Below are 22764 nucleotides of genomic sequence, written 5' to 3'. Positions count from 1 at the left end.
CTGCATTTTTCAGCTTGGGTTGGTATTGACTCAAGCCGTGCCTAATTTATGTATTTAGTGAGATAGAGAAATGGCTCAGCCTAAATTTTCTTTACAGCCACTTGCGGCTGCGATTTGTGTTGCTTGTTATTCTTCGATAGTGATGGCCAATGACGCCATGCCGGTTCAGACATTTGCCCCGATTGTGGTGACGTCAGCATCAGGTAATGATGCCAATGGGCTGATTGTCCGCGCTGATCCAAAACAGCCGATTCAACCGATTCCTGCCAGTGATGGTGCGGATTATTTGCAAAGTATTGTCGGCTTTAGTTCGGTCAATAGCGGTGCCGGCACCAATGGTGATGTCACTTTCCGTGGCATGTTTGGTTCAAGGATAAAAATCCTGACTGATGGCACCGAAAACCTGGGCGCCTGTCCAAGTCGTATGGATTCGCCGACCTCTTATATTTCTCCGGAAAGCTATGACCGTATTTCGGTGATTAAAGGCCCGCAGACGGTTCAATATGCCAATACTGGCTCTGCGGCAACGGTGATTTTCGAACGTACACCGGAACAGTTTGATCAAGATCAAAACTATCGCGGTCAGGCCAGTGTCTTAATGGGCTCTTTCGGACGTCTTGATCATAATGTCGAAGTTGCAGCAGGCGATGATCAGAAATATGTCCGACTCAATACCAATCGTTCGGTATCGAATAGTTATCAAGATGGTGATGGAACCACTGTGCCTTCAGATTGGGAGCGCTGGAATGCGGATGTCGCATTAGGTTGGACACCGGATGAGGATACCTGGGTAGAGCTGACGGGTGGTAAGGCGGATGGTGAAGCGGTTTATGCTGGTCGTGATATGGATGGATCACAGTTTGCCCGTGAAAGTCTGGGTTTACGTGTTGAAAAGAAAAATCTGACTGATGTAATTCAGAAAGTTGAGGCACAGATCAACTATAACTATAACGACCACATCATGGATAATTTTAGCCTGCGTCCAGTGCCGATGAAGCATGATGAGCATACTCATAACATGCAGCCAGCACCCTCTGAAATGCAGGTTACGCGCCGTACTTTAAATACCCGTATGGCGATAACGAGTGAATGGGATCAAAACCAATTGATTGCCGGGATGGATTCTCAGCGCAATACGCATGCTGGAGGAATGACATCCACAAGCATGAATATGCCGCTCACTCCAGATATGAAATTCCAGTCATATGGAGCTTTTGCTGAGCTAAGTCATGAACTAAGTGATAACAACAAATTGGTTGCTGGTGTGCGGGTCGATCAAGTGGAGATTGATGCCTTAAAAACTGGACAGAACCGTCAGGAAACCTTGCCAAGCGGCTTCATTCGTTTTGAAAATACCCATCCAGAACATGATGAAGGTAAAACCTATATCGGACTGGGGTATGTGGAGCGTGTGCCTGATTATTGGGAATTATTTAAGACCGATTATCATGGAATAACTGCAAATACATTTAAGCAACTGGAAACAGAAAAGACCTTACAACTCGATCTGGGTTATCAACATCATCATGGCGCGTTTAATTCTTGGGTATCAGCTTATGCTGGTGTGATTCAGGATTTTATTCTGATGACTTATCCTAAGTCTGCAAACTCTGGGCATGGTCATCCTATGGGTAATGATATGGGAGAAATGCAGCCAGCAAAAATGAATAGTGCGGATTCAAGAAATATCGATGTAACCATTGCCGGTGCAGAAGTTGGAATTGGTTATCAGTTTACTGATGCAATTCAGGCAGATATCAGTGCCATGTATGCTTGGGGCGAAAACACCACAGACAATACGCCGTTGCCACAAATTTCACCTTTAGAAGCCCGTGTTAACTTGCGCTATGTTCAAGACAAATATAATTTTGGATTATTGTGGCGTGTAGTAGATGGCCAAAGTCGTATTAGTGAACGAGAAGGTAATATCGTTGGTTATGACAATAAGCAGAGCGCAGGCTTTGGTACTTTGTCTTTAAACGGTAGCTACCATATCATGGATGGCGTGGATGTATCAGTCGGTATTGATAACGTGCTTGATAAAACCTATACCGAGCATCTAAATAAAGCTGGTAGTGCTGGCTTTGGTTTTGCCGCAGAGGAGCAATTCAATAATATTGGCCGAAATTATTGGGCACGTGTCAGTATGAAATTCTAATTGTTGCTCAGTACTCCAAAAGCCATTGCTCAATAGCGATGGCTTTTTAATTTTTAGCGTTGCAATAAATTTTCCATATTTAAATTGGGCCTATGTATCTTGGAAGAAGACCGGATAAAACAAGTTTTGTATATATAAACGCCAGATTGATGAAGAATCAAACAAGAATGAGATGTGAATTGAACGATATAAGTCATGTAATAAAGATTTTTATAATTTAAATTAAAATAAAACAATATCTTATTGTGTTTATGGATGGATTTTGTTGGATGTGCTCAATAAAATTCAAAAATAATAAAAATAAATTAACTATATATAACAGTATCTTATGTTTTTATTGGTTTGAAAAATAAACACACGATAAAAAATCTTTGCAAGAAGTGTTGCAAGCGTTCTGAAATACTGTAGAATGCACATCCATCGGCGGTGATGAAGATTAAAACTTCTGATAAAACAGTGACTTAGTTAAGTTTGATTGAGTTGGGTTTTAGAAAGAAAGTTTAAAAATAGTTTTCATTACTGGTTGACTTTCTAGAGATAGAGAGTAATATAGCCGACCTAGCTTGCTGGTGACGAATCAGCAAGAAGATCATTAAGAGATTATGAAGAACAACTTGTGTGGATTTTTACTGGTTGATTGATCGAAATTATTTTCATTGATTGATGGTAGAAATTACTCGAAGTTTATTTGAGAAATATTTGTCAGAAAATTGATGAGCCAAGATTGGTGCCCTTTAAGGCACTACATAGTATTAAACTGAAGAGTTTGATCATGGCTCAGATTGAACGCTGGCGGCAGGCTTAACACATGCAAGTCGAGCGGGGAAGAGTAGCTTGCTACTTTACTTAGCGGCGGACGGGTGAGTAATGCTTAGGAATCTGCCTATTAGTGGGGGACAACATCTCGAAAGGGATGCTAATACCGCATACGTCCTACGGGAGAAAGCAGGGGACCTTCGGGCCTTGCGCTAATAGATGAGCCTAAGTCGGATTAGCTAGTTGGTGGGGTAAAGGCCTACCAAGGCGACGATCTGTAGCGGGTCTGAGAGGATGATCCGCCACACTGGGACTGAGACACGGCCCAGACTCCTACGGGAGGCAGCAGTGGGGAATATTGGACAATGGGGGGAACCCTGATCCAGCCATGCCGCGTGTGTGAAGAAGGCCTTTTGGTTGTAAAGCACTTTAAGCGAGGAGGAGGCTACCGAGATTAATACTCTTGGATAGTGGACGTTACTCGCAGAATAAGCACCGGCTAACTCTGTGCCAGCAGCCGCGGTAATACAGAGGGTGCAAGCGTTAATCGGATTTACTGGGCGTAAAGCGCGCGTAGGTGGCCAATTAAGTCAAATGTGAAATCCCCGAGCTTAACTTGGGAATTGCATTCGATACTGGTTGGCTAGAGTATGGGAGAGGATGGTAGAATTCCAGGTGTAGCGGTGAAATGCGTAGAGATCTGGAGGAATACCGATGGCGAAGGCAGCCATCTGGCCTAATACTGACACTGAGGTGCGAAAGCATGGGGAGCAAACAGGATTAGATACCCTGGTAGTCCATGCCGTAAACGATGTCTACTAGCCGTTGGGGCCTTTGAGGCTTTAGTGGCGCAGCTAACGCGATAAGTAGACCGCCTGGGGAGTACGGTCGCAAGACTAAAACTCAAATGAATTGACGGGGGCCCGCACAAGCGGTGGAGCATGTGGTTTAATTCGATGCAACGCGAAGAACCTTACCTGGTCTTGACATAGTAAGAACTTTCCAGAGATGGATTGGTGCCTTCGGGAACTTACATACAGGTGCTGCATGGCTGTCGTCAGCTCGTGTCGTGAGATGTTGGGTTAAGTCCCGCAACGAGCGCAACCCTTTTCCTTATTTGCCAGCGGGTTAAGCCGGGAACTTTAAGGATACTGCCAGTGACAAACTGGAGGAAGGCGGGGACGACGTCAAGTCATCATGGCCCTTACGACCAGGGCTACACACGTGCTACAATGGTCGGTACAAAGGGTTGCTACCTCGCGAGAGGATGCTAATCTCAAAAAGCCGATCGTAGTCCGGATTGGAGTCTGCAACTCGACTCCATGAAGTCGGAATCGCTAGTAATCGCGGATCAGAATGCCGCGGTGAATACGTTCCCGGGCCTTGTACACACCGCCCGTCACACCATGGGAGTTTGTTGCACCAGAAGTAGGTAGTCTAACCTTAGGGGGACGCTTACCACGGTGTGGCAGATGACTGGGGTGAAGTCGTAACAAGGTAGCCGTAGGGGAACCTGCGGCTGGATCACCTCCTTAACGAAAGATTGACGATTGGTAAGAATCCACAACAAGTTGTTCTTCATACGATGTATCTGAGGGTCTGTAGCTCAGTTGGTTAGAGCACACGCTTGATAAGCGTGGGGTCACAAGTTCAAGTCTTGTCAGACCCACCACTACTGACGAAGTACGGAAAATCAGAAACATTGACTTATTGATAAGCTGGGGACTTAGCTTAGTTGGTAGAGCGCCTGCTTTGCACGCAGGAGGTCAGGAGTTCGACTCTCCTAGTCTCCACCAAATTTCAAGATCATAAAAGCACTGCTTTTACTTGAAATTTAAGCAAGAAGCTACGCTTCGCGCAGTATGTAAGCATACAGTGATGAAGTTGTTTAGTTCCTAAGCGATCAAGTGATGAGATCCTAGAGATTAACAAGTACAAGCGTTATGATACGCGCACTTGATAATCTCTGTGATTTATCACAGTTTCCTGACCTGACGAAGGCTGGAAAAATCATTAACAGAATATATTTGAGTTGAAATAATTTGTTCAAACTCGTTTCAAGTAGGCAACTACAAGAAATGAGTTCTAGCGAAATTAACTGAATCAAGCGTTTTGGTATATGAATCTAATTGAAGCTGTACAGTAGTTAAATCTACGAAACGCCAACTGTATGAGCGTGATGAGAGATCATCACAATCTGTTGCTTATCCCACTTGTAAGGATAAACGACTGTTTGGGGTTGTATAGTCAAGTAATTAAGTGCATGTGGTGGATGCCTTGGCAGTCAGAGGCGATGAAAGACGTGATAGCCTGCGAAAAGCTCCGGGGAGGCGGCAAATATCCTGTGATCCGGAGATGTCTGAATGGGGAAACCCACTTACCATAAGGTAGGTATTGCAACATGAATACATAGTGTTGCAAGGCGAACGAGGGGAAGTGAAACATCTCAGTACCCTTAGGAAAAGAAATCAATTGAGATTCCCTCAGTAGCGGCGAGCGAAAGGGGAAGAGCCCATTAAGTCATATAAGTTCTAGTGGAACGCTCTGGGAAGTGCGACCGTAGACGGTGATAGTCCTGTACACGAAAGGGCTTATATGATGATGTCGAGTAGGGCGAGGCACGTGAAACCTTGTCTGAATATGGGGGGACCATCCTCCAAGGCTAAATACTCCTGACTGACCGATAGTGAACCAGTACCGTGAGGGAAAGGCGAAAAGAACCCCTGTGAGGGGAGTGAAATAGATCCTGAAACCGCATGCATACAAGCAGTGGGAGCCGGCTTAGTCCGGTGACTGCGTACCTTTTGTATAATGGGTCAGCGACTTATATTCAGTAGCAAGGTTAACCGCATAGGGGAGCCGTAGGGAAACCGAGTCTTAATAGGGCGTTTAGTTGCTGGGTATAGACCCGAAACCAGGTGATCTATCCATGAGCAGGTTGAAGGTTGGGTAACACTAACTGGAGGACCGAACCCACTGTCGTTGAAAAGCCAGGGGATGACTTGTGGATAGGGGTGAAAGGCTAATCAAACTTGGTGATAGCTGGTTCTCCCCGAAAGCTATTTAGGTAGCGCCTCGGACGAATACCATTGGGGGTAGAGCACTGTTTCGGCTAGGGGGTCATCCCGACTTACCAAACCGATGCAAACTCCGAATACCAATGAGTACTATCCGGGAGACAGACTGCGGGTGCTAACGTCCGTAGTCAAGAGGAAAACAATCCAGACCGCCAGCTAAGGCCCCAAAATTATAGTTAAGTGGGAAACGATGTGGGAAGGCATAGACAGCTAGGAGGTTGGCTTAGAAGCAGCCACCCTTTAAAGAAAGCGTAATAGCTCACTAGTCGAGTCGGCCTGCGCGGAAGATGTAACGGGGCTAAAACTATATGCCGAAGCTGCGGATGCATAATTTATTATGCGTGGTAGGGGAGCGTTCTGTAAGCCGATGAAGGTGGATTGAGAAGTCTGCTGGAGGTATCAGAAGTGCGAATGCTGACGTGAGTAACGACAATGCGAGTGAAAAACTCGCACGCTGAAAGACCAAGGGTTCCAGTCCAACGTTAATCGGGGCTGGGTGAGTCGACCCCTAAGGCGAGGCCGAGAGGCGTAGTCGATGGGAAATTGGTTAATATTCCAATACTTCTGTGTAATGCGATGAGAGGACGGAGAAGGTTAAGTCAGCCTGGCGTTGGTTGTCCAGGTGGAAGGTTGTAGGCATGTATCTTAGGCAAATCCGGGGTACTCTATGCTGAGAACTGATAGCAAGCTGTACTTGTACAGTGAAGTGGCTGATACCATGCTTCCAGGAAAAGTCTCTAAGCTTCAGTTACACAGGAATCGTACCCGAAACCGACACAGGTGGTCAGGTCGAGTAGACCAAAGCGCTTGAGAGAACTCTGCTGAAGGAACTAGGCAAAATGGTACCGTAACTTCGGGAGAAGGTACGCTGTTGTCTGTGATAGGACTTGCTCCTTGAGCGGGCGACAGCCTCAGAAACCAGGCCCCTGCAACTGTTTATTAAAAACATAGCACTCTGCAAACACGAAAGTGGACGTATAGGGTGTGATGCCTGCCCGGTGCTGGAAGGTTAATTGATGGGGTTAGCGTAAGCGAAGCTCTTGATCGAAGCCCCAGTAAACGGCGGCCGTAACTATAACGGTCCTAAGGTAGCGAAATTCCTTGTCGGGTAAGTTCCGACCTGCACGAATGGCATAATGATGGGGGCGCTGTCTCCAGCAGAGACTCAGTGAAATCGAATTCGCCGTGAAGATGCGGTGTACCCGCGGCTAGACGGAAAGACCCCGTGAACCTTTACTGCAGCTTGACATTGAACTTTGATCTTACTTGTGTAGGATAGGTGGGAGGCTTTGAAGTCGCGACGCTAGTTGCGATGGAGCCGTCCTTGAAATACCACCCTGGTAATATTGAGGTTCTAACTCTGTCCCGTTATCCGGGACGAGGACCATGTCTGGTGGGTAGTTTGACTGGGGCGGTCTCCTCCTAAAGAGTAACGGAGGAGTACGAAGGTGCGCTCAGCGTGGTCGGAAATCACGCGTAGAGTATAAAGGCAAAAGCGCGCTTAACTGCGAGACCCACAAGTCGAGCAGGTACGAAAGTAGGTCTTAGTGATCCGGTGGTTCTGTATGGAAGGGCCATCGCTCAACGGATAAAAGGTACTCTGGGGATAACAGGCTGATACCGCCCAAGAGTTCATATCGACGGCGGTGTTTGGCACCTCGATGTCGGCTCATCTCATCCTGGGGCTGAAGCAGGTCCCAAGGGTATGGCTGTTCGCCATTTAAAGAGGTACGCGAGCTGGGTTTAGAACGTCGTGAGACAGTTCGGTCCCTATCTACCGTGGGCGTTGGAAATTTGAGAGGATCTGCTCCTAGTACGAGAGGACCAGAGTGGACGAACCTCTGGTGTACCGGTTGTCACGCCAGTGGCATCGCCGGGTAGCTATGTTCGGAAGGGATAACCGCTGAAAGCATCTAAGCGGGAAGCCTACCTCAAGATAAGATTTCCCCGAGACTTTATGTCTCCTAAAGAGCCGTTGAAGACTACGACGTTGATAGGTTGGATGTGGAAGCATAGTGATATGTGAAGCTGACCAATACTAATTGCTCGTGAGGCTTGACTATACAACACCCAAACAGTTGTTGTACGAACTTCGAAAGAAGTGAGGATCGATTGATTCGAAATCAAACGATCAAACTTGATTTAGTTGAAAAGCTAGATAAAATGAACAACCTAATTTAACTCAAGTATCTCTGTTAATAACTCATTTGGTACGAAGTACGGCAAACACTGCAACAGCAGTTAAATAAGACCCGAACAAGTCCATAAACAGTTGTGCTGGCGACCATAGCAAGAGTGAACCACCTGATCCCTTCCCGAACTCAGAAGTGAAACCTCTTAGCGCTGATGGTAGTGTGGGGTTACCCATGTGAGAGTAAGTCATCGCCAGCTCATTATTCGAAATCCCCCTCCGCCAAGGCAGAGGGGGATTTTTTTTATGCGTGGGTTTTAGTCAAATCACTGTTATTTATGTGCTATTTCGACTGAAACATCACATAAAAATAATATTGAGAGGCGTATACTGAACCGGTCTATGGAGCGGATATGTCCTCAAATTCATCTTCAAGCCATATTGAATATGGCTCTTCTGCTTTTAAAGCAGTGCTTTTTTCCTTATTTCTTGCTGGCTTTGCCATTTTTTCATCACTGTATTGCGTACAGCCCATGATGCCGATTCTGGCTGATTATTTCCAGGTCAGCCCGACTCAAAGCAGTTTTCCTTTATCTTTTTCTACTATTGCTTTGGCAGTTGGCCTGATTTTTACTGGGCTAATCTCAGACCGATTTGGTCGTAAGCCGATTATGGTCTGGTCTCTATTTTCAGTCTCAGTATTATTACTATTAAGTGCAATATTGCCGATCTGGTCCGTGTTTCTGACCACACGAGTAATGATTGGATTGACAGTCAGTGGTGTCGCAGCAGTCGCGATGACTTATATCGGGGAAGAAATTGCAGAAAAAGATATCGGTTTTGCCATGGGCTTATATATTTCTGGCACAGCGATAGGTGGTATGGGAGGGCGTTTAATTGCCGGAGTTTTAGTTGATTTTATCTCTTGGCAATCTGCTACTTTGTTGATTGGTATTTTAAATCTCTGTATTGCAGGCTTATTTTATTACCTCTTACCCGCTTCGCAACATTTTAAAGCCTATCCAATCAAGCTGAATCGTTTTAAAAACTCATTTAGACAGAATCTAGCTGATCCAAAACTTCGGGTTTTATTCCTGCAAGGTTTTATCTTGATGGGCTGCTTTGTCTCGGTATTTAATTATCTGAGTTATCGCTTGATCCAAGCGCCATTTGACCTATCTCATGTCTGGATTGGTGTGATTTCGATTACTTATTTGGCCGGCATTTATAGTTCCCCTCGAGCAGCACATTGGGGGCGGCATTACGGAAAATTTAGAATATTGGCAGCCATGATCCTGATGATGCTTGTAGGCTTGTCGCTGATGCTGATCAATCAGTTGATTATTGTTTTTATCGGATTGCTGATTTTTACTTTTTCTTTCTTCGCTGCCCATTCTACCGCCAGTAGCTGGGTGTCGATCCAGTCGTTACAGTATCGGGCAGTCGGTTCGTCGCTGTATTTATTTTGCTATTATCTGGGTTCAAGTGTGTTGGGGAGCTCAAGCGGATTGGTATGGGAAAATTATGGCTGGATAGGATTAACTGTGTTTATTACCACGTTATTACTAGTGGGTTTGGCATTCAGTTTAAAACTCCGTTCTAATTAGAGACTCTGTCCAGTCTTTCAACCTAATAAATCAGATCAATTTCTTTTTTGATATATTTAAACTTTAGATTCAAATGACAAAGAGAGCGTGATTCAGTTAGTCTCTGATTTTGTATAAATTATAATCAAGCAAGCTAGACCTAATTCGTGGTAAAATAATCGGCTTTCATCTTTGATCTTATTTTTAGATCTCCTATCATCTGCCAGCCGAGAATTGCTAGCCATGTCTACTGCTTATACCATGCAGACTGCGCCAAAAGCGTTGTTTGATTACGACAAATATTGGGCGTCTTGTTTTGACCCTGCGCCATTTTTGCCGATGTCACGCGAGGAAATGGATCAACTCGGCTGGGACAGCTGTGATTTTATTTTAGTTTGTGGTGATGCTTATATCGATCATCCGTCTTTCTGTTCAGGCATTATTGGTCGTACGCTAGAAGCACAAGGCTTCCGTGTCGGCATTATTGCACAGCCAGACTGGACCAGCGTGGATGCGTTCCGCGTTTTGGGTAAACCGAATATTGCTTGGGGTGTAACAGCAGGGAATATGGATTCTATGATCAACCGTTATACGGCTGACCGTAAAATCCGTTCTGATGATGCCTATTCACCAGACAATCAGCCAAACAAACGCCCAGACCGTGCGGCAACCGTGTATTGCCAGCGTGTCCGTGAAGCTTATCCAGATGTACCGGTATTATTGGGCGGTATTGAAGCATCGTTACGTCGTATTGCGCATTATGATTACTGGTCAGACAAAGTCCGTCGTTCAGTCTTGATGGATTCAAAAGCCGATCTTTTAATGTACGGTAATGGCGAACGCTCAATCACTGAAATCATGCATCGCTTGGCGCGTGGCGAGAAAATTCACGAGATTACTGATGTTCGCGGTACAGCGTTTATTGTGAATAAACACAACCGTGCCTCTAAAGCCAAGTTTGTGGAAATTGCATCGAATGATGTCGATGCCATTGGCCGTGTTGATCCAATTATTAACCCGTATGTCATGACTGAAGATATCGAGGGTTGTGAGATTGAACAAGGCAAGGATTCTAGCCAGTACCAAGGTTTTCAAAAAGAACATGTCGCTAACCCGATTGTGCGAGCAGGGGATGACTTAGATCCTGATACGCAAATTGTGCAACTGCAACCGGCTTCTAAAGCGATTAAACATAAGTTACCGCCGCGCGAATTGGCCGTAATCCGTTTGCCTGCTTTTGAAGAAGTTGCTGCAGATCCAGTGCTCTATGCACATGCCAACCGTATTCTGCATCTGGAAACCAATCCGGGGAATGCGCGTGCCATGGTGCAAAAGCATGGTGAACGTGATGTCTGGTTGAATGCACCGCCAATTCCGTTGACTACGGAAGAGATGGACTATGTGTTTGACCTGCCTTATGCACGTCTGCCGCATCCTGCTTATGGCAATGCCCGTTTCCCTGCGTTTGACATGATCAAATTCTCTGTGAACATCATGCGTGGCTGTTTCGGTGGCTGTACTTTCTGTTCGATTACGGAACATGAAGGTCGTATTATTCAGAACCGTTCTGAAGAATCGATTCTGCGTGAAGTGGAAAAAATCCGTGATACGGCTCCAGGCTTTACTGGCATTATCTCGGACCTGGGTGGCCCAACAGCCAATATGTACCGTCTGGCATGTAAAGATCCTGAGATTGAAAAGAACTGTCGTAAACCGTCATGTGTATTCCCGGGCGTGTGCCAAAACCTGCATACCGACCATGCGCCATTGACGCAGTTATATCGTAAAGCACGTTCTTTACCAGGCATTAAAAAAATTCTGATTGGTTCAGGCCTACGTTATGACCTTGCGGTTTTAAACCCTGAATATGTCAAAGAACTTGTCACCCATCATGTCGGTGGTTACTTAAAAATTGCGCCTGAACATACCGAGAAAGGTCCACTCAATAAAATGATGAAGCCGGGTATTGGTACCTATGACCGCTTCAAGCAAATGTTTGATCGTTACAGTAAAGAAGCCGGTAAGGAACAATACTTGATTCCTTACTTCATCGCGGCGCATCCGGGCACCACCGATTACGACATGATGAATCTGGCGATTTGGTTGAAGAAGAATGGTTTCCGTGCCGATCAGGTACAGACCTTCTATCCATCACCGATGGCGACTGCAACTACTATGTATTACACGGGTAAAAACCCGCTGGCGAAAGTGGCGCGTTATACTGAAAATGTTGACATTGTGAAAGGTGAGAAGCGTCGTCGTTTGCACAAAGCTTTCTTGCGTTATCATGATTCAAACAACTGGCCTTTACTGCGTGAAGCCCTGAAAGAAATGGGTCGTCAGGATTTGATTGGTAATTCGAAACAGCATTTAATTCCGACTTATCAGCCTGTAGGCAGTGCAGACGGTCAGTATCAATCGGCGCGTAAGAAGAATTCGACGGTTGCCGGTGATTCGCAAAAACGTACCGGTGAGCAAGGGAATCGTAGCAAGGCTGCACAAGCTCAGTCACGTCCTTCAAATACCAAGAAACGTCCTGAGCGTGGTCAAATTCTGACCCAGCACACTGGTTTACCACCACGTGAAACGGGTGATGCCAAAAAACCGTTTGGTGGGCCAAAGCCTAAAGCGAAGCCCAAATCACGTGCATAATTAAGTTAATAAAAAGACACTTCGGTGTCTTTTTTTAGCTCTTGGGTAAAGTAACGTAGCCTGAGCTTGTGCGTTGAAAGTGTAAAAGAATATATTATTTGGACTAAGTTCTTTAAAAAAGTGATATAAAAATAACACTTTGTCGGAATTGTCCTACAGTTGGGCAGATATGTATTGCGATCAATTCCATGGATGTTTTAGAGTGCATTATCAGTACTTTAAATCCACTTTCATTGGCATCCAGAGAGATGTCACTTTAGGTAACACAGAATCGAGTTTTGATACCAGTTGTATGGGTATTTAAACAGATTGGTTGTTATATCTATTTAAAATAAAGCGTGGGTTTATACTGCACAACAATAAAACAAAAATGATTATAAGAATGCAAGGATTTAGGCATGACCACCTATATTATGATTGGGAGTTTCCTGCTCTTCTGTGTCGTGCTCATGGCATGGAAAAAGCTCGGAAATAATTCCAAACCACAAGACAGTGCGTTAAAGCAGCGTGCTATTTTTAACCTGAATGAGCAATTGACCTTCACTCGCCTGAGAGAAGTCTTACCTGAATACATTATTTTGGCACATGTTTCCTATGATGCCTTAATGACGACTAAATTTAACCGGACTCGACATAAGTACCGTAACCTGACTGCAGATTTTGTAATTCTGGATCAGCAGCACCAGATTCTAGCCGTGGTGGGAGTGGATGATCCCTTAATCTTAAAGCGTCCCCAGCAGACGGGTTTTCAGGATGCATTACTAACCATGGCCGGTTATCGGGTGATTCGTTACGATGATGTGCCGGAATATTATCAGTTGCGCCAGGACTTCTTGCAGGAGCAAGCGCAAATGCAGAAAATGCCCAAATATACAGTTAGCAATGATCTGAAAAAATATTATTTATATTCGGATTTAGAGCGCAGTAAAATCAAAGCTGTGGGCTAAAACAAAAAAGCATGCCAGAAGCATGCTTTTTTTATGAGTATCGATCTTGAAACATTATTCTGGTTTAACCGCCACGACAGTCAGTTCGACCAATACCCGTGGATCATAGAGTTTTGCTTCTACACAGGTACGAGGCAGCGCTTCGATATCAGCGACCCAGGCATCCCAGACTTCATTGAAGGCTGCATAATCTTTTTCAATGTCTTTCAAATAGATGGTTACCGACATGATGTGACTTTTGTCTGTGCCGGCATCTGCCAGAAACTGGTCAATAATATCTAAAGTCTGTTGGGTTTGCCCTTTAATATCCAGTTCAACATCTGTGGCCAGCTGGCCGGCAAGATGCACCAGATTACCGGCAATAGCAATTTCCGAAAAGCGTTTCGATACGTGTAAACGTTCAACTGTCATGTTGTTCATCCTGAGTTTTGGGCATCAGGGCTGCGACCAGTGCAGTCAGCAGACAACCCACCGCCAGATAGATGGCTACATAATGCCATGAACCATCCGCCCAAATCACCAGTGCCGCTGCAATAAATGGGGTAAAACCACCCCCAATGATGCTCGCCACCTGATAGCCAACTCCGGCACCGCTGTAGCGGTATTCTGTGCCAAACAGGGAGGTGAAAATCGGTTGATGGACACTGACCACCATATCGTGTGCGACGTTCGCCAGTAAAATTGCCCCGACAATGATCATCCAGGTGTTTTGTGCATCGAGCGCCATAAAAAATGGAAAGGCTGAAAGCGCACCAATCAAACCGCCCCAGACACACATTTTCTGATGATTGAATTTATCCGCCAGCCAAGCAAAAAATGGAATACTGAAACAGCTAATTACCCCGACCATCAGCGTGATATTCAGGAAGAACTGTTTGTCCATGCCTAGGTTGCTGGTGGAATAGTTCAGGGCAAAGTTGGTGACCAGATACATGGTCAGCAATTCAGTCAGACGTAAGGCAATGATATAGAAGAAAGCTTTTGGATGTTTGCTGATGGCTTGCAAGATTGGCAGCTTTTCTGGATGATGGTCTGCTTTGACCACGTTTTCTACAAATTCCTGAGATTCATCCTGATCACGGCGAATCCACATCGCCACAGCTAACAGTACGATGCTGGCCAGAAAGGGAATACGCCATGCCCACTCGGCAAAGGCTTCTTCACCCAGTGTCGCAATAATAATCGACACTGCACCGGTGGCCAATACCAAGCCAACACCATAGCCGACCTGAACGCCACTGCTATAAAAGGCTTTTTTACCCTTGGGTGCATTTTCAACTGCCATCAGAGCTGCGCCGCCCCATTCACCACCGACAGCAAAGCCTTGCAAGGCTCGACAAAACACCAACAGCACCGGAGCCCACCAGCCAATTGCCTCGAAATTTGGCAGTAGACCAATCCCGACCGTGGAAATTCCCATCAGGATTACCGTGAGTACCAGCATTTTTTTGCGGCCGAGCTTGTCACCAAAGTGACCAAATACCACACCGCCTAAAGGACGAAACAGGAAGCCGACCCCAAAGGTGGCTAGTGCCGCCAGGGTGCCCATGTTCTCGCCAATACTAGGGAAAAACTGATCTTTAAAAATTAAGGCTGCAACAATGCCGTAAAGGAGAAAATCATACCAATCGACAACAGCACCAACAAAACTAGATAGCGCAGCTTTACGTGCGCGTTGTTCTTGAACAATAGAAGAATTTACAGAAGACATGCAGGAGGGGATTCCATGAGTTACATCAGAGTTGCCCTGTAATATTCGGATTTGATCGTCACGCTAATCACAGGACATCATGCTGAAAGTAAAGGTGATTTTCAGCATCTCGGCACATACATGGATAATGCATTGCGCAGATAGAGTACTCTAAAAAATCAAAATGTAAAAACAAAGTTGCCGTATTTTTAAACTGATGCCTAAAACATGATCAAAAAAGGTTTAGAGTAGCAATAACTGGGTTTCAGTCTCAAGGACGCTGAGCTGATACACGCCGACGCCGATCAGCCGAAATTGCATCTGCGGAGCAATATGCAGGTCGTCGAGCAGTAAGTCCAAGGCTTGGGCTAATTCCTGTGGGCTACGCAGCACCTGTTTAAAACTTTTACTGTGTTGCATCACCTGAAAATTCTTGAGTTTTAATTTGACCGTAACGCCGCGAGCAGAAAGCTGTTTCTTTTGCAGGCTTTGCCATACTTGCCCAAGTAAAGGCTCCCAATAGGGGCGACATTGGTTCAGATGCAGGTCATCATCAAAAGTGGTTTCTTTGGAAATTTGCTGGCGTTCCCGTTCCACTTCGACCGGTCGTTCATCAATGCCTTGAGCATACAAAAATAGCCGCCGTCCATATTTGCCAAAATGTTGAATCAGTAAGGCTTCATCAATTTGCTGTAAATCGCCTAAAGTTTCTAGATTCAGGCTTTTCAGTTTTTCCTGGGTGACTTTACCGACACCAGGAATTTTTTTCAGTGGCAGATCCTGGATGAATCCCTGAACTTGTGATGGCTTAATCACACAGATCCCATTCGGTTTGTGCCAGTCCGAAGCAATTTTAGCGAGAAACTTGTTGGGCGCTACACCAGCAGAAGCAGTTAATCCGGTGGCTTGAAAAATATCCTCGCGAATTCGCATGGCGACTTCGGTAGCACTTGGGATTTGTTTTAAATTTTCTGTGACATCCAGAAAGGCTTCATCCAGAGACAGTGGTTCAATCAGGGAAGTATATTGTTGGAAGATCTGATGAATCTGTGCCGATACCTGCCGGTATTTGGCAAAATCTGGCTCAATCACGATAACTTGAGGACACAGTTTGCGCGCCTGCCCCATGGACATGGCAGAACGCAGGCCATAAAACCGTGCCGGATAGGAGGCAGCCGCGACCACCGCCCGAGGATGATGCGAGGCTATCACCACAGGTAAGTCTTTCAGTTCTGGACGTTCACGCAGCTCTACCGAGGCATAAAACGCATCCATATCAATATGAATAATTTTGCGCATATCCGCTATCTTAAGGGGCTTTAATCGGATTGGGAAGCGAAGGCTGAGTTGAGTAAATAGGGTTGCGGTCCACTGAGCAGAACGACTTTGGTCCCTTGTGTCTCGGCAGCCTGAATCAGAAGTTGCAAACTTTTTGGGGTGTCATCGGCAAGACGAGGTAAAAATTGCAGCGGCTGGTTTAAAGGCTGAAAAAAATCATCCCAATGCATTGGAATCACCACTTTGGGCTTGAGCATGTTCAGGGTTTCAGCTAGATATTGTTGCTGATAGGCAGAAGATTGTCTGGAAAGCTGGGCAATGCCTAAAAATAAAGTATCGACCTGTAGGTTTTTAAATTGATCCGGGATAAATCCGGTACTGGCCTTGACCAGAATTTTATATCTCGCATGCTCAATCAGGTAATCGAAACTGCCGCCTTCTTTAAATTCGGAAAATTTGGCCGGAAGGGTTAAAGGCTGTAGCAGCTCTTTGCCTAAATCATCATTTACCACTGTGGGCGGGGTATGTTGTGAGGGAATTGCAGTGATCTGGAAATGCCCCCATTGCTGTACTTGCCAAGGCTTAATCGGCTGTAATTGCTGTGGAGTAACTTTGGGATTTGCCCGGGCGATATTCAGGGTGCTTTGCGAACCGACCACAGCAGTTTCGGGAAGCATCTCTAGTAAAGCCGGGACATCCAGAACATGATCATAATGAGAATGACTGACCAGAATGGCTTGGGTTCGGCTCAATTCATGGCATTGTACCAGTTGTTCTAAGAGCAGCTTATCACTTTGAATAGGTCGAGTAATTACTTGCCGCAAAGATGGCCGGCTAAAGAAACCATCGATCAGGATCTGATCGTGGCCATCATCGAGTAACAGGGTGGACACACCAAAAAAATTGACTGTAAGCCCGTGAACGGATATACCGGTTTGCGGCTGCCACGCTTTAAAGTCACTAACCTTGCCCGAAGCTTGCAACAGATAAGCCAGCATACCCGCGATGAGTAGGAGTAGAATCACCAGACCGAGTAAAATGCCTTTTATCCATTTCAATCTTTTTATTTCCTTGTTGTTTTTATAAAGAACTTGTTTTCAGGCGATCAGCTTTATTTCGCTTGATTCTCAGATGAAGGTACTACAATCGCATTCTTCTTGAGAAAATCCAGCCATTGCTGTGCTGAGCCATAAAATACATTCAGGTCCACCGGTGTGGTAATGCCGGGAATTTCCCCCTGACTAGTATGTTGCCAAAACGTCCATTTAGGCTGATCTTTTAAATCAGGCAGACCTTTGTATTCACGTACCCAGAGCGGTACGTCGGGAAAATGCCCTGCTAGTACAATATTATAAAAAGCTTTAGAAATATAGAAAATCGGCTGCTTGCCGTAATGCTTTTTCAGGGCATCGTGCATCACCTGAATTTCGTTTAAAAGCTGCTCTTTAGAATAGGTATTGATGCATTTGCTGTCATATTCCAGATCAATCACTGGCGGTAAGGCATCCGGTTTATTGGGGACAGCATCGATAAAGTTCTGTGCCTGAATGCTGCCATCGCGGCAGAGCCGGTAGAAATGATAGGCACCGACCAGAAAGCCGCGTTCCCGGGCCTTGAGCCAGTTTTCCTGAAAACGGGTGTCTTTAAAGTCGCCGCCTTCAGTGGCTTTCAAATAAACAAAACGGTATTTTTCAGGCGGAATCTGCTGCCACTGAATCTCTTTTTGATGATGCGATACATCAAAGCCCTGGATCGGATAATCAGCTGCATGGGCAGATGGTGCTTTCATCAGGCATAGATAAACTATGGCGATCGTGATCACGGTGATCAGCACGCCAAGCCCAATCAAGAGCGATTTATTAGCTCTGTTCGGAGCCTGATTTTTTTGCATTTCCAGTCCTTGCCTATATGTGATTTAGCCTAAAACTTACAATCAGCCCGAAGTGAATATATCGCATCAAACCGGGGTATTTTTAGGAATATGCCAGAAAATATAGGCCGCAATAATATTGATACAGCCTAAACAGATTAGTGACACATGAAAAGCAGCCACCAGATTGTCGGCGCCGTAATAGGCACTCAGCATGTTCACCAGTGTTCCTGCCAGCGCCACCCCGATACTCATTGATAGCATCATGATCATCGACAGGAAACTGTTGCCGCTACTGGCATCCTGCTGGCTTAAGTCCTTTAAGGTGAGAGTATTCATCGACACGAATTGCAGTGAATTTAAAATGCCGAAGATAAAGAAATGAATCGCACGCAGCCAGATTGGGGTTTCTGCCGTGGTCAGGGCAAAACTGGCAATACACAGACCCACCAGCAAAGTATTGACCAGTAAGACCCGGCGATAGCCAAAACGCTGAATGATTTTGCGGATAATCGGTTTGGAGGCCAGCGAACCGAGCACAGTCGGAATCATCAATAAACCGGTAATAAAAGGCTCGAAACCGAATGCGACTTGCAACATGAGGGGGAGTAAAAATGGAATCGAGTTGCCGCCGAGACGGGCAAAGAAATTACCCAAAATGCCAATCGCATAAATTTTATTTTTAAACAGCCGGCTGCGAAACAGGGCATTGCTATGGGTATGTGAATGATAGGCATAAATCAGGGTGGCCAACAAACCAACCAGAATCAGGCTCAGGCTCCACCACAGCGAGTTTTGTGGACTGGCAAAATTTTCAATTCCGAGACAGAGGCCCACCATGGCCACGACCAGCAAGATAAAGCCCCAATAATCAAAACGGGCCACTGTAGGTTCAAGTACATTCGGCATGGCCTTAAAGGTAATCAGTGCGCCCAGCAAGCCAATCGGCAGATTGATCAGGAAAATCCAGTGCCAGGACAGATATTCGACCATCCAGCCACCTAAGGTCGGTCCAATCAACGGACCAATCAGGCCGGCCAGACTCATCAGGCTCATGGCGGCCAGAAACTGGGTACGGGGAATGATCTTTAGCATCGCCAACCGGCCGACCGGCAGCAATAATGCACCACCGATCCCTTGAAAGATCCGGTACACCAATAATTCATTCAGGCTACTTGACCAGGCACAGCCCAAAGAGGCGAAAGAAAAAATAATAATCGCAGCAAAATAGGTATTTCTGACCCCGAACCGGTCTGCCAGCCAGCCACTTAAGGGAATGCAGGCCGCCACAGACAGCACATAAGCCACGACCACACTGTGCATGCGTAGCGGATCTTCCTGCAAATTTTGAGCAATTGCAGGTAAGGCGGTATTAATAATGGTGGTATCCAGCCCCTGCATGAAAAAGCCAATCGAGACCAACAAGACCAACAATCTAAACTCGGGATCTAAGGCTTGATGCGTAGGCGTGGCATTCATAATTCTGGAAAACTGAAAATTTTGAATAGTTTAAAGGAATCAGCCGAGTCTGTCGTATATAAAGCGTTTCAACTTTTATGCGGTGTTGTGTCAAGGAACTGCAACCGATCTGTCATGGCTTTGCAATGCTCTGGTTATAAATTGGTCACGAATTCTTCATGATAGATCAACAAAAAAATGAAATTAAAATCATTGATAGTGGCCATGCTGGCTGTGGGGATGGTGGCATGTGGGAGTGAGAATGAAAATGAAACACCGGTTCCAATCGTCGAGGCTACACCGAACTCGATCGAGTTAAGCAAATTAGCCGCTTATGAATCGGGTGTGTTTGCGCAAAGTGCAGCAGAAATTCCGGCCTTTGATACCGAGAGTCAACGCCTATTCGTGGTCAATGCCAAAGAAGGCGTATTGGATGTGCTGGATTTAAGTCAGCCTGATCAGCCGAAAAAAATAAGTTCCATCAAGGTCGATGACATTGCGCCAGAGGCTGAGGTCAACAGTGTCGCAGTACATAATGGCATCGTCGCCATTGCGATTCAGGCTGCTGTGAAAACTGACCCGGGCTATATTGCTTTATATCAGGCCAAAGACCTGAGCAAGTTGGCCCACGTACAGGTGGGTGCCTTGCCGGACATGCTGACTTTCACACCGGATGGTCAAACTTTGCTGGTGGCCAATGAAGGCGAGCCTTCTGATGATTATCAGGTTGACCCTGAAGGGTCGGTGTCTGTCATTAATCTGGCCAATTTAAAAGCCCCGATCGTTCGTACAGCAGACTTTAAGGCCTTTAATGGACGGGAAGCAGCATTGCGTGAACAGGGCATCCGCATTTTCGGACCAAAGGCCAGCGCAGCGCAGGATTTTGAACCTGAGTACATCACTGTTTCAAAAGATGGAAAAACCGCCTGGGTTGCCTTACAGGAAAACAATGCCTTGGCCAAAATTGATGTGGCTTCTGCCAAAGTACTCGCTGTTTATCCATTTGGCTTTAAAGATCATGGCATAAATGGTCATGGCATGGATGTCAGCGATGCGGATGGTGTCGACGGTAAAGGCAAAATCAATATTCAAACTTGGGCCAATGTCCGTGGCTTATATATGCCAGATGCGATTGCAAGTTTCGAGGTCGCGGGCAAAACCTATATTGTGTCTGCCAATGAAGGCGATGCCCGTGCCTGGGGTGAAAACAATCCCGCATATTTCAATAACGATATCAGCCAGGGCTTTGTAGAAGAATGGCGGGTGAAACACTTAGTCCATGCCAAAGGTTTTGACCGCCGTCTGGGTGATGATTTGCCAGCTCATCTTCGTGTATTGGCCAAAGGAGCAGAACTCAATCCGAATAATTTTGCGTATTGTGGCGCGGTGGCAGGGGATGCCAAAGACTGCCGTGAAGATCATCTGCTGGGCCGTTTAAATATTACGTGGACTGAAGGCTATCAAAAAAATGCCGATGGTACAGCCAAACTGAATGAACGTGGCAATCTGGTCTATGATCATTTATATAGCTTTGGTACACGCTCGGTCAGTATCTGGGTGGAAAATGATCAACAGACCGGTTTAGAACTGGTATGGGATTCGGGTGATCAGTTTGAGCAGTATATTGCCAAACATCATCCTGAGATTTTCAACTTTAATCATGAAGAAGCCGGACTGGATAATCGCAGTGACAATAAAGGGCCGGAACCTGAAGGGGTGACCTTGGGGCAGATTGGCCAAAAAACCTTTGCCTTTATTGGTCTGGAGCGTGTCGGTGGCATCATGGTCTATGATGTGTCTATACCTGCATCACCAGTCTTCGTGCAATATATTAATTCACGTGATTTTAAAGCGACCACAGCGCAGATTGAAATGGGACAAGCTGGTGATTTAGGACCGGAAGGTTTGGTATTTATCCCCGCCAAAGACTCCCCGAATAAGAAACCACTCTTGATGGTCGGCCATGAAGTCAGTGGCAGCACCACGATTTATCAAGTAAATCTCAAGTAACCAAAAGCTTTTAGATTCAGGGCACTTCGGTGCTCTTTTTTGTAAGGTGACCGTATATATGACAGTCTTGTCATTAAAATGAAATAAAACCGTCATAATCTTGGGCCAACTTTTCAGCAGTGCTGAAATCTCCTCGCGTATAGGTTTGTTTTTATGACAATCGAGATTTTGATGGTGATCGGCTTCTGTTTGGCCGCTTACTCTATTGTCGGAAATGATGTACCTCAAACCCTAGGGACATTTATTTCTTCGAATTCACATCGCCCATGGTGGGTGTTGTGGATTTATATCAGCTCAATTTTAATTGTCGTATTGGTCTATGGTTGGTATGCATCTGGGGTGGGTGATGCCTCATACGGTCGTTTAGAAACGATTCCTTTCCCTGAAGGTGGTATTACCTGGCTGTATATTGTGCCGCCAATTCTCCTGTTAATACTGACCAAATACGGGATTCCAGTCAGTACCACCTTCCTGGTGCTTACGATTTTCTCTCCTGCCAGCTTAGGCTCGATGATGGTCAAATCGATGATGGGCTATGCCGTCGCCTTTATTGTAGCGATTGTCATCTATCGTTTTGTGGTCAAGCAGCTGGCACGGCATTTTGCCAAGACACGTCATCAGGAACACTCCAAGGTCTGGATGGGCTTGCAGTGGGTCTCTACCGGTTTCCTGTGGAGTCAATGGTTGATTCAGGATCTGGCTAACATCTTCGTGTATGTGCCACGTCAGGTGCCGTTTGAATTCCTGATGTTTGCGATTACGGTATTCGTGGTCTTGCTGGGTGTGATTCTGTATCAACGTGGCGGGGCTATCCAGAACATTGTTGACACCAAAACCGGTGTGACCGATATTCGTGCTGCAACGATTATCGACTTCATGTATGCCATTATCCTGTTAGTTTTTAAAGAGTGGAGCAACATTCCAATGAGTACCACCTGGGTATTCCTGGGATTACTCGCAGGTCGTGAATTTGCCATGTCGATGATTCTGGATGAAGTCAACAAACATCGTACTTCACGTAATGTCAGTGCAGATGCCATGAAACTAATGTTCGGTCTGGCCATGTCGGTCATTCTGGCAACAACTTTGCCGATGTTTTATGACTTTGTGACGAATTATGGTCAATAAGTCCTGATATTAAAAATCCAATA

General features: G+C 45.7%; 12 protein-coding genes, 2 tRNA genes and 3 rRNA genes. 11 read left to right on the top strand and 6 right to left on the bottom strand.

All coding sequences use genetic code 11. The annotated features are described in order from the left end of the window. Window positions 1-70 precede the first annotated feature (70 nt). The 9 genes from HGD77_RS14530 (at window position 71) to HGD77_RS14490 (ending at window position 13307) form a co-directional block, all read left to right on the top strand. Complete coding sequence (locus tag HGD77_RS14530) at window positions 71-2158, top strand: TonB-dependent copper receptor (protein WP_005105149.1); 2088 nt, start codon at window positions 71-73, stop codon at window positions 2156-2158. Between the two features lie 754 nt (window positions 2159-2912). Beyond that, window positions 2913-4449 (top strand): 16S ribosomal RNA (locus tag HGD77_RS14525). A 60-nt stretch (window positions 4450-4509) separates the two neighbouring features. Further along, window positions 4510-4586 (top strand) — tRNA-Ile (locus HGD77_RS14520). A gap of 48 nt (window positions 4587-4634) precedes the next feature. Next, a tRNA-Ala gene (locus HGD77_RS14515) sits at window positions 4635-4710 on the top strand. 449 nt (window positions 4711-5159) lie between these two features. Further along, window positions 5160-8054: ribosomal RNA gene (locus HGD77_RS14510) — 23S ribosomal RNA — on the top strand. A gap of 213 nt (window positions 8055-8267) precedes the next feature. Continuing rightward, window positions 8268-8382, top strand: a 5S ribosomal RNA gene (gene rrf, locus HGD77_RS14505). Together the 16S, 23S and 5S rRNA genes with 2 tRNA genes alongside form the textbook arrangement of a ribosomal RNA operon. A gap of 153 nt (window positions 8383-8535) precedes the next feature. Beyond that, window positions 8536-9729: an MFS transporter gene (locus HGD77_RS14500; protein WP_086044347.1), complete on the top strand. Its 1194-nt coding sequence runs from the start codon at window positions 8536-8538 to the stop codon at window positions 9727-9729. Window positions 9730-9951: 222 nt separating this feature from the next. Beyond that, window positions 9952-12360, top strand: a complete 2409-nt coding sequence (locus HGD77_RS14495; RefSeq protein WP_004644879.1) for a YgiQ family radical SAM protein — start codon at window positions 9952-9954, stop codon at window positions 12358-12360. 398 nt (window positions 12361-12758) lie between these two features. Beyond that, the gene (locus HGD77_RS14490; RefSeq protein ID WP_004732580.1) at window positions 12759-13307 is read left to right on the top strand and encodes a DUF2726 domain-containing protein; all 549 of its coding nucleotides are present in this window, start codon (window positions 12759-12761) and stop codon (window positions 13305-13307) included. Between the two features lie 54 nt (window positions 13308-13361). Here the strand turns inward: HGD77_RS14490 and HGD77_RS14485 are convergent, their stop codons facing one another. From HGD77_RS14485 to mdtD, 6 genes are all read right to left on the bottom strand, one after another. Beyond that, window positions 13362-13718 (bottom strand): RidA family protein, encoded by a 357-nt coding sequence (locus HGD77_RS14485; protein WP_005101539.1) that lies wholly within the window; start codon window positions 13716-13718, stop codon window positions 13362-13364. Continuing rightward, window positions 13708-15018, bottom strand: coding sequence for a shikimate transporter (gene shiA / locus HGD77_RS14480; protein ID WP_005101537.1), 1311 nt, complete (start codon window positions 15016-15018; stop codon window positions 13708-13710). Before shiA ends, HGD77_RS14485 begins: the two co-directional genes overlap by 11 nt. A gap of 222 nt (window positions 15019-15240) precedes the next feature. Further along, window positions 15241-16296 (bottom strand): DNA polymerase IV, encoded by a 1056-nt coding sequence (dinB, locus tag HGD77_RS14475; RefSeq protein ID WP_005101535.1) that lies wholly within the window; start codon window positions 16294-16296, stop codon window positions 15241-15243. A 20-nt stretch (window positions 16297-16316) separates the two neighbouring features. Further along, window positions 16317-17333: an MBL fold metallo-hydrolase gene (locus HGD77_RS14470; RefSeq protein ID WP_005101532.1), complete on the bottom strand. Its 1017-nt coding sequence runs from the start codon at window positions 17331-17333 to the stop codon at window positions 16317-16319. A gap of 53 nt (window positions 17334-17386) precedes the next feature. After that, a complete protein-coding gene (locus tag HGD77_RS14465; protein WP_005101530.1) occupies window positions 17387-18166 on the bottom strand; it encodes a GH25 family lysozyme in 780 nt (259 codons plus the stop codon). A gap of 66 nt (window positions 18167-18232) precedes the next feature. Then, window positions 18233-19624 (bottom strand): multidrug transporter subunit MdtD, encoded by a 1392-nt coding sequence (gene mdtD, locus HGD77_RS14460; RefSeq protein WP_005101528.1) that lies wholly within the window; start codon window positions 19622-19624, stop codon window positions 18233-18235. Between the two features lie 177 nt (window positions 19625-19801). Between mdtD and HGD77_RS14455 the strand changes: the two genes are divergently transcribed. After that, complete coding sequence (locus HGD77_RS14455) at window positions 19802-21613, top strand: choice-of-anchor I family protein (protein ID WP_415877831.1); 1812 nt, start codon at window positions 19802-19804, stop codon at window positions 21611-21613. Window positions 21614-21766: 153 nt separating this feature from the next. Continuing rightward, on the top strand, window positions 21767-22741 hold the full coding sequence (locus HGD77_RS14450; protein WP_005101524.1) for a hypothetical protein: 975 nt from the start codon (window positions 21767-21769) through the stop codon (window positions 22739-22741). Window positions 22742-22764 lie beyond the last annotated feature (23 nt).

Origin of the sequence: Acinetobacter sp. NEB149, from assembly GCF_012516415.1 — a bacterium.
In the GTDB taxonomy this organism is placed as follows: Bacteria; Pseudomonadota; Gammaproteobacteria; order Pseudomonadales; family Moraxellaceae; genus Acinetobacter; species Acinetobacter lwoffii_V.
This window is presented reverse-complemented; position numbering and strand designations above follow the sequence as displayed.

What these genes read in the sequence shown, in the direction of transcription:
- HGD77_RS14530 (WP_005105149.1), top strand. Translation starts at nt 71, where the DNA reads ATGGCTCAGCCTAAATTTTCTTTACAGCCACTTGCGGCTGCGATTTGT.
- HGD77_RS14500 (WP_086044347.1), top strand. Translation starts at nt 8,536, where the DNA reads ATGTCCTCAAATTCATCTTCAAGCCATATTGAATATGGCTCTTCTGCT.
- HGD77_RS14495 (WP_004644879.1), top strand. Translation starts at nt 9,952, where the DNA reads ATGTCTACTGCTTATACCATGCAGACTGCGCCAAAAGCGTTGTTTGAT.
- HGD77_RS14490 (WP_004732580.1), top strand. Translation starts at nt 12,759, where the DNA reads ATGACCACCTATATTATGATTGGGAGTTTCCTGCTCTTCTGTGTCGTG.
- HGD77_RS14485 (WP_005101539.1), bottom strand. Translation starts at nt 13,718, where the DNA reads ATGACAGTTGAACGTTTACACGTATCGAAACGCTTTTCGGAAATTGCT.
- shiA (WP_005101537.1), bottom strand. Translation starts at nt 15,018, where the DNA reads ATGTCTTCTGTAAATTCTTCTATTGTTCAAGAACAACGCGCACGTAAA.
- dinB (WP_005101535.1), bottom strand. Translation starts at nt 16,296, where the DNA reads ATGCGCAAAATTATTCATATTGATATGGATGCGTTTTATGCCTCGGTA.
- HGD77_RS14465 (WP_005101530.1), bottom strand. Translation starts at nt 18,166, where the DNA reads ATGCAAAAAAATCAGGCTCCGAACAGAGCTAATAAATCGCTCTTGATT.
- mdtD (WP_005101528.1), bottom strand. Translation starts at nt 19,624, where the DNA reads ATGAATGCCACGCCTACGCATCAAGCCTTAGATCCCGAGTTTAGATTG.
- HGD77_RS14455 (WP_415877831.1), top strand. Translation starts at nt 19,802, where the DNA reads ATGAAATTAAAATCATTGATAGTGGCCATGCTGGCTGTGGGGATGGTG.
- HGD77_RS14450 (WP_005101524.1), top strand. Translation starts at nt 21,767, where the DNA reads ATGACAATCGAGATTTTGATGGTGATCGGCTTCTGTTTGGCCGCTTAC.